The following is a 12,585-nucleotide window of genomic DNA, read 5'->3' on the forward strand; positions in this document are numbered from 1 at the left end:
AACTTCATGACCAACAACTGCCTTGGCGGGTTGGCCGACTACTTGACCATGTTGTCCAGCAGCAGGGCACAGCGGATCAGACCGAGGTGGCTGTAGGCCTGCGGGTGGTTGCCCAGCCCCCGCTCGGCGAGCGGGTCGTACTGCTCGGGAAGCAGTCCGGTCGGCCCGGCGGTGTCGACCATCTGCCGGAACAGCTCCTCGGCGTCCGACCGCCGGCCGGTCCGCAGGTACGCCTCGATCAGCCAGGCGGTGCAGATGTGGAACCCGCCCTCCCGGCCCGGCAGACCGTCGTCCCAGTGGTAGCGGTAGACGACCGGTCCGCTACGCAGATCCGCCTCGATCTTGAGGACGGTGGCCAGGAACCGGGGATCGTCGTCGGGCAGCAGCCCGGAGAGGCCGATCCAGAGCGAGGAGGCGTCCATCTCCTCGTCGCCGTACGCCACGCTGTAGGCGCCGACACCCTCGTGCCAGCCGTACTCGAGCACGTTGTGCCCGATCCGGTCCCGCAGCTCGACCCAGTCCGGCCGGTCGCCGTCACCGTGCTGGCGGACCATGTGCAGCGCCCGGTCCACCGTCATCCAGCACATCACCTTGGAGTAGACGTGGTGCCGGGGCGGCAGACGGGCCTCCCAGAGGCCGTGGTCGGGCTCGTGCCACCGGCGGCTGACCGCCTCGACCATGTTCTCCAGCACTCGCCACTCGGAGTCCCGTACCGAGCCACGCAGGTCGGCCACGGCCGCCAGCAGATCGGCGATCGGGCCGAAGACGTCGAGTTGGAGCTGGTGGTTGGCCAGGTTACCGACCCGTACTGGCCGGGAGCCGGCGTAGCCGGGGAGGGTGTCGATGACCGCCTCGGCACCCAGCTCGTAGCCGTCGACCGTGTAGAGCGGGTGCAGCCGTTCCGGGTGCCCGCCGGTGCGTTCGATGCAGCCGTCGACCCAGCGCAGGAAGGCCTCGGCCTCGGTGATCGAGCCCAGGTCCACCAGCGCGCGGGCGGTCATCGCCGCGTCCCGCAGCCAGCAGTAGCGGTAGTCCCAGTTGCGTACCCCGCCCAGTTCCTCCGGCAGCGACGTGGTCGCGGCGGCGAGGATGGAGCCGGTGGCCTCGTGGCACAGCCCGCGCAGGGTGAGGGCGCTGCGAGCGACCATGTCCCGAGAGGTGGTGGGCAGCCGTAGCTCCGCCACCCAGTCCTGCCAGGGGCGCTCGGCGGCGAGCTGACGCTCGTGCACCGGGGTCCGGTGGTGCTCCAGACTGTGCGAGCCGAACCGTAGTTCCACGGTGATCGAGCCACCGGCGGCGGAGAGGTCGACCAGGGCCCGAGCCGTCTCGTAGCCACCGTCCGCCACCACGTCCCACGTCACGCCAGGGGAGTAGAGCGAAACCGGCTCGTTGGAGCCGAGCACCAGCAACCCGTCGCCCAGCGGCTGCAACTGCACCGCGACCTGACCGAACTCGGGCCGGGGGGCGAACTCCAACTGCACCCGGCCGGAGCCGGTGAGGACCCGGACCAGGGTCGAGTCGCCGCTGATCACCGCGTTGCCGGCCGGTACGGCGTCGCTGGAGGGCCGGTCCAGCCAGTCGGTGACGGTCAACCCGGACCAGCGGGTCTCGACGGTCATCGTGCCGGCCCGGTAGCGCTGGCCCAGGGGCAGGCCGCCGCGTTCCGGAGCGATGCTGAAGTGCCCGGCCGGACTGCCGCCGACCAGGTCGGCGAAGATCGCCGACGAGTCTGGCTTGGGGTGGCAGAGCCAGGTGAGCTTGGCTTCGGGGGTGACCAGGGCGACGGTACGGCCGTTGGCCAGCATCGAGTGCCGCTCGATCGGCACCGCCCGCTCGCCGAAGAGCCAGTGCCGCCGGGTCTCCAGCAGCAGACCGAGCACCCGGGCGGCCTCGATCGGCTCGTCGACCCGGTAACCGGCCTTGGTCTCGCCCGGACCGATCTTGATGCCGATGTCCGGGCCGTGCAGGTTGCCGAAGGCGTTCTCATCGGTGATGTCGTCACCGATGAACAGGACGGCGCTGGCCGACATCTGGGTACGGAGCTGGTCGACCGCGGTCCCCTTGTGGGTGGCGACCACCGAGAGTTCGATGACCTCCTTGCCCTGGGTGACCGTCACGTCCGGCCAGGTGGCTGGGCCGTCGAGCACCGCCGCCACGACCGCAGCCCGGGTCTGCGGATCCGCCCCCCGGGTGTGTACGGCGATGCTGGCCGGCTTTCGTTCCAGCCGTACACCGGTCTGGTCGGCGACGATCGTGCGCAGCTCGTTGCGAAGCCGGGTGCGTACCTCCAGCAGTTCGGGGGAGAGCCGCTCCACGAAGCCGATGTCGAATTCCGACCCGTGGCTGCCTACGAGGTGGACCTCGCTGGGCAGCCGGGAGAGGGCCGCGAGGTCACGGAGCGCACGTCCGGAGACGACCGCGACGGTGGTCTGCGGCAGTGCCGCGAGCGCCCGGATGGCAGCGACCGACTCGGGCAGCGGTACCGCCTTGGTCGGGTCCTCCACGATCGGTGCCAGTGTGCCGTCGTAGTCGCACGCGATCAGTAGCAGGGGCACCCGAGCGATGCGGCCGACAGCGGCCCGCAGCGCGGGGTCGATGGCGTCGGCGGCCGGCGGTGCGCCGTCCAGGACGGCAGTCTTCACGCCGCCTCCTTGTCGGGTACGCCCAGCTCCTTGAGGAAGGACCGCGCCCACTGCCCCACGTCGTGGGTCCGCAGATGACGCTGCATGATTCGCATTCGGCGCTTGGCCTCGACCTTGTCGACGTGTACGGCACGCAGCAGGGCGTCCTTCACACCGTCGGGGTCGTGCGGGTTACAGAGGAAAGCCTGACGCAGCTCGGTAGCGGCGCCGGCGAACTCACTGAGCACGAGCGCGCCGCCAGTGTCGGCACGCGATGCGACGTACTCCTTGGCCACCAGATTCATTCCGTCTCGCAGGGGGGTCACCATCATCACGTCAGCCGCGCAGTAGAGCGCGGCCAGTTCACTGCGACTGTACGACTGGTGGAGATAATGGACGGCCGGCACGCCGACACGCCCAAATTCGCCATTAATCCGACCAACTTCGCGCTCTACCTTGACCCGAAGTGCCTGGTAGTGCTCGACCCGCTCGCGGCTGGGTGTGGCGACTTGCACCATAACCGCCTCGGGAACTGTCAACTTTTTGTCAGACAACAGCTCTCGGAATGCCTTGAGGCGAAGCTCGATGCCCTTGGTGTAGTCCAGCCGGTCGACGCCGAGGATGACGGTCTTCGGGTCACCCAGCTCGGCCCGGATCTGCTTGGCCCGGGCCTGCACCGCCGGGTCCGTGGCCATCCGCTCCATCTCGGCCACGTCGATCGAGATCGGGAAGGCGCCAGCCTTCACCTGGCGGCCGTCGACCTGGATCATCTGTCCCGCGTAGCGCAGCCCGAGCAGGTGCCGGGCCAGTCGGACGAAGTTCTGCGCCGCCAGCCGCTGCTGGAAGCCGACCAGGTCCGCGCCGAGCAGGCCGCGCAGCACCTCGGCACGCAGCGGCATCTGCATGAACAGCTCGATCGGCGGGAACGGGATGTGTAGGAAGAAGCCGATACGCAGGTCGGGGCGGAGCTCCCGGAGCATCGCCGGGACGAGCTGGAGCTGGTAGTCCTGCACCCACACCGTCGCGCCCTCGGCCGCGACTTCGGCGGCGGCCTCCGCGAATCGGGCGTTGACCAGCCGGTACGCCTCCCGCCAGCGGCGCTTGTAGGCGGGAGTCTCGACCGCGTCGTGATAGAGCGGCCAGATCGTGGCGTTGGACTGCCCCTCGTAGTAGCGCTCCAACTCCTCGGCGCTGAGCGGGACCGGGTGCAGTCCGATACCGTCCAACTCGAACGGCTCCGGTGCCGCGCCGACACCGCCAGCCCAGCCGACCCAGGTTCCCTGGTGGGCCACCAGCACCGGGTGGAGCGCGGTGACGAGTCCTCCCGGACTTCGGCGCCACTGTCGTCCCTCGGGCGTGGTCACCTCGTCAACCGGCAGGCGGTTGGCCACGACCACGAACGAGCTACGTACCGTCACGATCCGAACACCTCCGGGTGGTTACGGGTTCACCGCATGAGCGTACTGAGCGTAGCCGCGCCCCGTGGCACTCTCACTGCCCCATCGAGCCGGCTGATGAAACCGCTTGGTGATCTTGCTAACAGGAGCCCGGGTTGGGGCGTTCGAGCGGGGTGATGTGGGCGGACGGGGTGGAACCTGTCAGGATTGAGGGTGGCGTGCGCGGCATCAATCGCCGTCCGTGACTTGCGGGGCGCATCACCGCCCACTGACTCTCGTTCAAGACTCTGGAGGTAGGCCGCACCGTGGCCCAGTACATCTACGTCCTGGAAAAGGCGCGCAAGGCGCACGGCGACAAGGTCGTGCTGGACAATGTGACGCTGAGCTTCCTGCCCGGAGTCAAGATCGGCGTGGTCGGTCCGAACGGCGCTGGTAAGTCCAGCCTGCTCAAGATCATGGCGGGGCTGGACCGGCCGAGCAACGGCGAGGCCCGGCTGATGCCCGGCTACACCGTCGGCCTGCTCGCGCAGGAGCCGCCGCTCAACGACAGCAAGACCGTCCTCGGCAACATCGAGGAGGCGGTCGCGGAGACCAAGGCCAAGCTGGACCGGTTCAACAAGATCGCCGAGCAGATGGCCACCGACTACTCCGACGAGCTGATGGAGGAGATGGGCAAGCTCCAGGAGGAGCTGGACCACGCCGACGCCTGGGACGTCGACTCCAAGCTCGAACTCGCCATGGACGCGCTGCGCTGCCCGCCGCCGGACGCCGACGTCACCCAGCTCTCCGGTGGCGAGCGGCGCCGGGTGGCGCTGTGCAAGCTGCTCCTGGAGGCCCCCGACCTGCTGCTGCTCGACGAGCCCACCAACCACCTGGACGCGGAGAGCGTGCAGTGGCTGGAGCAGCACCTGGCCAAGTACGCCGGCACGGTCATCGCCATCACCCACGACCGGTACTTCCTGGACAACGTGGCGGGCTGGATCCTCGAACTGGACCGGGGCCGGGCCGTCGGCTACGAGGGCAACTACTCCACCTACCTGGAGAAGAAGGCCGCTCGGCTGGCAGTCGAGGGCCGCCGGGACGCCAAGATGAAGAAGCGGCTCTCCGAGGAACTGGAGTGGGTCCGGTCCAACGCCAAGGCCCGGCAGACCAAGTCCAAGGCCCGGCTGGACCGCTACGAGGAGATGGCCAGCGAGGCGGAGAAGACCCGCAAGCTGGACTTCGAGGAGATCCAGATCCCGCCGGGCCCGCGCCTGGGCAACACCGTCATCGAGGCGAACGGCCTGACCAAGGGCTTCGGCGACCGGATCCTGATCGACAACCTGAGCTTCTCGCTGCCCCGTAACGGCATCGTGGGCATCATCGGCCCCAACGGTGTCGGCAAGACCACCCTGTTCAAGACCATCGTCGGGCTGGAGCAGCCCACCGGCGGCGGCGTCAAGGTCGGCGATACGGTCTCCCTCTCCTACGTCGACCAGAACCGGTCCGGCCTGGACGGAAACAAGACGGTCTGGGAGGTCGTCTCCGACGGGCTCGACCACCTGATGGTCGGCAAGGTCGAGATGCCGTCCCGGGCGTACGTGGCCGCCTTCGGCTTCAAGGGCCCCGACCAACAGAAGCCGACCAAGGTGCTCTCCGGCGGTGAGCGCAACCGGCTCAACCTGGCGTTGACGCTGAAGATCGGTGGCAACGTGATCCTGCTCGACGAGCCCACCAACGACCTCGACGTCGAAACCCTCTCCTCGCTGGAGAACGCGTTGCTGGAGTTCCCCGGCTGCGCCGTGGTCATCTCCCACGACCGGATGTTCCTCGACCGGGTCGCCACGCACATCCTGGCCTGGGAGGGCGACGACGAGAACCCGGCCAAGTGGTTCTGGTTCGAGGGCAACTTCGAGGCGTACGAGAAGAACAAGGTCGACCGGCTCGGTGCCGACGCCGCCCGGCCGCACCGGGTCACCTACCGCAAGCTCACCCGTGACTGACGGCAAGCGGTACGTCTACCACTGCACGCTGCGGTGGTCCGACCTCGACGCGTACGGCCACGTCAACAACGCCCGCTTCCTCACCCTCTACGAGGAGGCCCGGGTGGCGTTGATGTTCTCCGGCGGCCGGGCGTGGGGAGTCAGCTCGTTCGCCGATGGAGTCGTCATCCGGCGCCACGAGGTCGACTACCTACGCCCGGTGGACTACGCGATGGGTCGGGCCACGGCGGAAGAGGCACCCATGGTCCGGATCGAGATGTGGATCTCGGAGATCCGGGTGTCCAGCTTCACCGTCGCCTACGAACTCTTCGACGGCGAGGTGTTGGCCAGCCGGGCCCGCTCGGTGCTCGTACCGTTCGACCTGGAGCAGCAGCGGCCTCGGCGGATCACCGACGCGGAGCGGGCGTTCCTGCTGCCGTACACGATCGCGGATCCGACGGCCGGCGACGGTCGACGATGATCGGCTCGGGACGGGTCGCCGGATGGTGACCGGGCAGCGGCGACCCGCCGACGAGCCCGGCTGGTCCCCGGCCGGGCACGGCCTGGTGGGAGTAGCAGACGCGGGAGCCTTCCTGGCCCGGTTGAACCGGCTGGACCGGACGGCGGTGGTACGGCTGCGTTCCGTACCACCGTCGGAGTCGCCCGGTGGCGTCCACCGGACCGCGCTCTGGGCTCGACTGCCGTGGAACGTGCTGGTCGGCCGGATGGTGGCCGGAGTCGGCCCGGGGGACGTCACGGTGGCGGTCCGGGACCTGCTGGCCGAGTTGGCGCGTAACGGGACCGACCTGCCGTACCGCCGGGACGCGGACTGGCGCTGGCCGTTGCCGCCCTCGGCCAGCCGGGTCGTGGAGATGCTGCCCGGCGCGGAGCTGCGGCGTATCGCCGCGGCGGCGGCCGGCACGCTGCGCAGCGCCGAGGCGTCCGGGGTCGGTGGCCGGGCGGTGGGGCAGCGGGCGGTACGCGACGCGTTGTTGGACCACGTGGCGGTGGTGGTGACCCAGCCCGCCGCCGACGGGGCACCTCCGGTCCAAGCGGAGGTGTCGCAACGGCTCGTGCAGGGGATCGTCCGGATGGGCTTCCTCGGCCCGGCCGGACCGGCCGAGAGGGCAGCGGCCACCGAGGGCACCGCGGATGCCGACGGCACGCCAACCGTCGGCAGCATTGCGGATGCCGGCGGCACCGAGCCGGCTGGCGTGCCGGGCGACAGTCCGGTGCAGGTGCGGCTCGCCGGTAACTGGATCGGCCTATCTGCACCATACGGAGTCGCATGGTCACTCAAGGTCAGTAATCTTGTGATGCGGCCCGTGCAAGTTCCACCGAACGGATGATGTCCCCTGGTACGTCTGGTTTGGTGCTGTCGTTAGGGGGGTGCCCTCAGCCGACTGTACGGGTACCGTCGTCCCTCGGATCCAACGCACCGTAGGCGGCTGGATCCGCTGGGGAGCGAGGTGCGCGATCGATGCCGTGGTGGTCATGGCGCCCCGGTCACACCGGTGGCGGTGAGCCGGAAACTCGAAGCAGGTCTTCTGCTGCTACTGCTGACGGCAGCGTACGGGTCGGTCCGCCGGCACCACGCGAGCCCGAACACGACTGCCTGTCCGCAGAGCGGTCCACGATGAAGGAGATGGCCGGCGACATCGCCCCGGTCACGTTGCACCGGATCGGTAACGCCCTCGACCTGCTCGACGTGCGCTACCTGGCCGATGGCGACGGCAACTTGTTGGCCATGTGGGAGCGGCACGCGGTGCTGTTCACACTGGAGGGGCCGGAAGACGAGATCCTCGTCGTACGGGCCCGCCCGCACGCCACCGTTCCGCCGGACTGGGCCGACCGGGCCTACCGGGTGGTCAACGAGTGGAACCACACCCGACGGTTCTGCAAGGCGTACGTGGGCGACCCGACCGAACGCGGTCAGCTGCCGATCTATGCCGAGTTGCAGGTTCCACTGAACGCCGGAGCGCACGACGCGTTGCTGGTCGAGATGCTCGACTGCGGCGCGGCGGTGGCCAGCACCTTTGTCGACTGGCTGCACGACGAGGGGGCACTGCTCTAACTCCCTCCACCCGCAGGGCTACTCGCCACGGTCCGGTCCCGTATGCTGCGCTGCGGCTGTGCGGGACCGGAGGGTGCGATGCGGCGGCGATGGTGGGGCGGGGCGGTCTCCGGTGTCCTGGCGGTGGTGCTGCTGGCCGGGTGCGGCGTACCGGCCGGCACGGACGGGGACCTGACCGACGACTGGAAGGCGCTTCCGACGGCGCGGCAGTTCGCCCCCCAGGCCGGCGTCTGCCATCCCTCGGCCGACAAGGTCGGCTATCTGAGCGCCTACAACCCGACGGACTGCGCCAGGACCCACAAGGCCGAGACCCTGTACGTCGGAGAGCTGCCCGCCGAGTACGCGAACCGCCCCAGCCCGCCAGCCGTCGACTCGGTGGCTCTGCGGGGGCTCTTTCCGGAGTGTGACACCCGGGCACAGCAGTTCGTCGGTGCCGACTGGCGGGGCGCCCGACTGACGGTGCAGGTGGTACTGCCATCGCCGGGCGGGTGGGCGGGGGGTAGCCGCTGGTATCGCTGCGACATCTTCGCGCTCGGCGCGATCGATGGCGTGAGCGCGAGGAAACACCGTGAGGACCACCCGGTCGACCACACCGGCAGCCTGCGGGGGGCGCTCAGCCAGCCCTCCCCGCTGGCGCACGGCTGTTTCGACGAGAACGAGTGGTCGGCTCTGGTGCCGAAGCCCTGCGGCCAGGCACACCACTTCGAGTACGTCGGCATCTGGACCACCCCACTCAACGACCTTGCCGAGGTCGACCGGGATCCCGGCCGTAACCATCGCAGTTGCCGGTCGGTGATCGCCCGGTACGTGGGGGTGCCGGACGACGGGATGATCAGGTATCGGACGGGAACGGCGTACCGTACCCCCTCCGAGGAGGCATGGGCCCGTGGTGACCGGGGCATCCGGTGTTTCCTGTACCTCGGAAGCCGGGTGCTGAACCGGTCGCTCAAGGGCGGCGGAGTCACCGCCCTGCCGATCCAAACGGCCTAGCGGGGTGACTCAGGAACCGGCCTCGTCGGCTGGATCCACGTTGACCATGAAGTGTGCGGCCCGCTCCAGGTAGTCCCAGAGCATGTGGTCGTGCTCCTCGGGAAGTTCGAGGCTGTCCACGGCCCGGCGCATCTGACGCAGCCATGCGTCGCGCTCCACCGCCCCGACCCGGAACGGCGCGTGGCGCAGCCGCAGGCGTGGATGACCCCGCTGCGCCGAGTAGGTGTTCGGGCCACCCCAGTACTGCATCAGGAAGAACCGCATCCGGTCGTTGGCCGGACCGAGGTCGGCTTCCGGGTACATCGGGCGGAGCACGGGGTCGGTGGCGACACCGACGTAGAACTCGTCGACCAGCTTACGGAAGGTCGGCTCGCCGCCGATCGCGTCGAAGAAGGTCGTTGCCGGCTGCGGCTGGGCGGGCTCACTCGCAGGGTTCACCGTTCCATCCTGCCAGCTTGTCCGCGCCAGGATTGACGCGTGGGTACGACGGCGGATGCGGCCTGTCTCACATCGATCCGACGCCGGCCTGGGAGGTGGGCGGGCGGCTCTGCGGACCCGAGGTCGCCGGCTGCTCGCTCTCGTCGTCCGGGTCACTGCGCCGTGCCTCGACGATGGCGGCGTCGAACCGATCCGGTGTCGGCCACTTCAGGACGGTGATCAGCATCAACGCCGTACCCGCCAGGCTCCACAACCCGACGGTGAGCGGGATCGAGTACCGGTTGGCGAGCAGGCCGGTCAGGAGTACGGCCACCCCCTGCATGACCTGCGTGCCGGTGCCCATCACTCCGAAGGCCCGAGCCCGGTAGCCGTGCGGGAGGGCACGGACGAAGAGGCCGTTGGCCACCGGCATGAGTCCGGCGACGGCGAAGCCGGTGATCGCGGTCAGCAGGGCCACCACCGGGGCCGGCGGGTTCAGCAGGGCCGGTACGAGCGCCAGCGGCGAGAGTATGGCGAAGAACCGGATCAGCCGCTGACGCAGCTCCGGCCGGATGCCCCGACCGATCACCAGACCCCCGAGGATGAATCCGACGGGGCTGGCGGCCATGATCATCGCCTGGGCGAGGGGGGCGTTCTCGCCGTTGCTCTGCTTGTCGGCCCAGGCGGCGGCGAGCCCCTCGGGCACGATGGCGAAGAGCATCGAGGAGAAGACCAGGATCGCGATGGCACGGAGCACGGGGGTGCCGAAGACGATCCGGAACCCCTCGGCGGTCTCCCGCAACAGGTGGCTACGGTGGGCGGCGGTCATGGCGGATGGCCGGTGTCGTACGCCGAACCGGATGAGCGCCGCGGAGAGCGCGAAGGTGAGGGTGTTGACGAACAGGGCCAGGTGCGGGTTGATCGAGGCGAGGCCCACCCCGGCCAGGTAGCCGGCGAACTGGGCAGCCTGCCCGGTACTGGTGATCAGGCCGAGCCCGACGACCAGCCGGTCGCCGGCGAGGATGGTCGGCATCAGCGCCGACCGGGCCGCCTGGCTCGGCGGGTTGGCCAGGGCGGAGACGAAGAGCACGACCAGGATCGCCTGGCTCGGCAGTAGCCCGGGGATGGCAACCAGCGAGATCAGGCCCATCCGGACCAGGTCGCAGACCACCATGACCCGGCGGTATGGATAGCGCTCGGCCAGCGTGGTGAGCAGTGGGCCGCCGATCAGCCAGGGCAGGAAGCTCACCGCGAAGGCGGCGGCGGACATCGCCACCGAGTCCGTCTGCTCGTAGACCAGCATGGTGACGGCCGCCTTGGTGAGGTAGTCACCAAACCAGGTCAGCGCGCCGGAGGCGTAGACCGCCCGGAATTCGGACTGGGCGAAAACTTCACGGAAGGTGGCAGGCCCTTCGTGGGCGTTTCGCTCGTCGGACACCAGGCGCCTCCATCGTTCTCGGCCGCTGACCACTGCTGATGGAGCTGCCGGGAACGTCGTCAGATGTGGCGGATCAGCGAGGGCTTCGTTACGCTCCGGGATTAGCTGTCCCGAATTCTGCCCGATCGTCTGACAACCTGGCTAGTGCGAACGGCTAGTGCGTCGCATCAATGACTGAACGAACGGACGATACCTGACCCTCCGCCTGGCGCGCGACCCCATCGTCGATGAATAACCGCCCTGGTCAGACCGGTATCTCAGGTGGCTCCACCCTGTCCGGTGCCACCGTCGCCGTCCGGTGGGGTAGCCGAACGGGGGAACATCCGAGACGCGGCGATACGGGCGGTGATTCCGGAGTTCTCCAGCGCCTCGGTGAGCCGCCGGCGTAGTTCCCGTGCCACCGAGAACTGCCCGTCGGCGGTGGTCTTGACGACGGTACGGATCACCGCACCGTCCACGGTGATCTGTTCGACCCCGAGCACGTCGGGCGGCTCCACGATCTCCGTGGACAGCTCCGGGTCGACCGCCACCGACTCCGCCGCCGTACGCAGCACAGCGGTCGCCTCCTCGGTGCTGGCGAAGCCGATCGGCATGTCCACGACGACCATCGCCCAGCCCTGGCTCTTGTTGCCGACCCGGACGATCTCGCCGTTGCGGATGTACCAGAGCACCCCCCGGCCGTCCCGGATGGTGGTGATCCGCAGCCCGACCGCCTCGACGGTGCCCGTCGCCTCGCCCAGGTCGACCGTGTCGCCGACCCCGTACTGGTCCTCCAGCAGCATGAACAATCCGGCGAGCAGGTCCTTGACCAGGGTTTGCGCGCCGAAACCGATCGCCAGGCCGGCGATGCCCGCGCTGGCCAGCAGTGGGGCCAGGTCGAAGCTCAACTCGCTGAGGATCAACAGTACGGCGATCGAGAAGACCACGGCCGTGACCAGGCTGCGCAACACCGAGCCGATCGCCTCGGCCCGTTGCCGGCGACGTTCGGGGAAGACCAGACCAGGGTCGCCGCCAGCGGTGGGGATGCGCTCGCGCAGCGGCTTGAGCACCGCCGGCACCGCGCCCTGCGAGGTGCTGCGGACCAGCCGCCAGATGGTGCGGTGCAGCAACCAGCGCACCAGCACCGCGATCAGGAAGATCATGATGATGCGCAGTGGCTTGACCAGGATGTAGTAGCTGCTCTCCGCGAACCAGGCGGAGTCGAACAGCCGCCACATCTGGTCGCAGAGCACGTCGTCCAAGCAGCTCTGGCTCGGGGCGGGGGTCTCCTCGGCAGCCAGCACGAGAAGTCGATCGACGGTCGGAGTCGCGGGGTTCACGGGTGTTTTAGTACCGCACCGGGAACGACGGTCGGCGTCCGACCCGCCGACTGGTGGCGGGGAGCGCTGTCCAGACGGGTGACTGGCGATGACGAGCGCGTACGGTCCGGAGGCGTCGGCTTGGTGGTTGAGGCCCCGCCCCGCCCCTACTGACGTGTGTGGTCGGCGATGCGGAACCGGTCATCTTGGCACACCGTGAAAAAGCTTCAAGCCGGACCCCCGATTAGTACGTGCAATCCTGGCACCTATCGGGGACTATTGGCGCACGGACGCCGGTGATCCGCCGGTGTCGGCTGCGGTCGCCACCTGGCGGGCCACGGACCCCGGCGGGTGAGGCAGGAGCGAGCGGGACCACGACCGAGAGGGTG

At 69.1% G+C, this 12,585-nt stretch carries 10 protein-coding genes; 5 read left to right on the forward strand and 5 right to left on the reverse strand.

Annotated elements, in window-relative coordinates:
• Nucleotides 1–38: 38 nt before the first annotated feature.
• Both otsB and FHR38_RS21000 read right to left on the reverse strand, forming a co-directional pair.
• On the reverse strand, nt 39–2,627 hold the full coding sequence (otsB, locus tag FHR38_RS20995; RefSeq protein WP_184540001.1) for a trehalose-phosphatase: 2,589 nt from the start codon (nt 2,625–2,627) through the stop codon (nt 39–41).
• 11 nt (nt 2,628–2,638) lie between these two features.
• Entirely contained in the window at nt 2,639–4,039 is a 1,401-nt protein-coding gene (locus FHR38_RS21000; RefSeq protein ID WP_184536278.1) for an alpha,alpha-trehalose-phosphate synthase (UDP-forming), read from the reverse strand.
• Nucleotides 4,040–4,323: 284 nt separating this feature from the next.
• On the opposite strand from FHR38_RS21000, the gene ettA reads away from it, so the two are divergent.
• The 5 genes from ettA to FHR38_RS21025 all read left to right on the forward strand — a co-directional run bounded on the left by ettA (nt 4,324) and on the right by FHR38_RS21025 (nt 9,043).
• Entirely contained in the window at nt 4,324–6,000 is a 1,677-nt protein-coding gene (ettA, locus tag FHR38_RS21005; RefSeq protein WP_184536279.1) for an energy-dependent translational throttle protein EttA, read from the forward strand.
• Nucleotides 5,993–6,460, forward strand: a complete 468-nt coding sequence (locus FHR38_RS21010; RefSeq protein ID WP_184536280.1) for an acyl-CoA thioesterase — start codon at nt 5,993–5,995, stop codon at nt 6,458–6,460. The genes ettA and FHR38_RS21010 overlap by 8 nt, the downstream gene beginning before the upstream one ends.
• A 22-nt stretch (nt 6,461–6,482) precedes the next feature.
• On the forward strand, nt 6,483–7,328 hold the full coding sequence (locus tag FHR38_RS21015) for a DUF8185 domain-containing protein (RefSeq protein WP_184536281.1): 846 nt from the start codon (nt 6,483–6,485) through the stop codon (nt 7,326–7,328).
• Between the two features lie 131 nt (nt 7,329–7,459).
• A complete protein-coding gene (locus FHR38_RS21020) occupies nt 7,460–8,053 on the forward strand; it encodes a type III secretion system chaperone family protein (RefSeq protein ID WP_184536282.1) in 594 nt (197 codons plus the stop codon).
• A 78-nt stretch (nt 8,054–8,131) separates the two neighbouring features.
• Complete coding sequence (locus FHR38_RS21025) at nt 8,132–9,043, forward strand: septum formation family protein (protein WP_184536283.1); 912 nt, start codon at nt 8,132–8,134, stop codon at nt 9,041–9,043.
• Between the two features lie 9 nt (nt 9,044–9,052).
• On the opposite strand, the gene FHR38_RS21030 is transcribed toward FHR38_RS21025, so the two are convergent.
• The 3 genes from FHR38_RS21030 to FHR38_RS21040 form a co-directional block, all read right to left on the reverse strand.
• Complete coding sequence (locus FHR38_RS21030; protein ID WP_184536284.1) at nt 9,053–9,481, reverse strand: globin; 429 nt, start codon at nt 9,479–9,481, stop codon at nt 9,053–9,055.
• 67 nt (nt 9,482–9,548) lie between these two features.
• On the reverse strand, nt 9,549–10,901 hold the full coding sequence (locus FHR38_RS21035; RefSeq protein WP_184540003.1) for an MFS transporter: 1,353 nt from the start codon (nt 10,899–10,901) through the stop codon (nt 9,549–9,551).
• A 254-nt stretch (nt 10,902–11,155) separates the two neighbouring features.
• Entirely contained in the window at nt 11,156–12,217 is a 1,062-nt protein-coding gene (locus FHR38_RS21040; protein ID WP_376771420.1) for a mechanosensitive ion channel family protein, read from the reverse strand.
• Nucleotides 12,218–12,585: the final 368 nt, after the last annotated feature.

It is taken from the genome of Micromonospora polyrhachis, assembly GCF_014203835.1.
Taxonomy (GTDB): Bacteria; Actinomycetota; Actinomycetes; order Mycobacteriales; family Micromonosporaceae; genus Micromonospora_H; species Micromonospora_H polyrhachis.

Bases quoted from the DNA above. Each gene is read 5' to 3' on its own strand.
- FHR38_RS21015 (WP_184536281.1), top strand. From the start codon at position 6,483: ATGGTGACCGGGCAGCGGCGACCCGCCGACGAGCCCGGCTGGTCCCCG.
- FHR38_RS21020 (WP_184536282.1), top strand. From the start codon at position 7,460: ATGCCGTGGTGGTCATGGCGCCCCGGTCACACCGGTGGCGGTGAGCCG.
- FHR38_RS21025 (WP_184536283.1), top strand. From the start codon at position 8,132: ATGCGGCGGCGATGGTGGGGCGGGGCGGTCTCCGGTGTCCTGGCGGTG.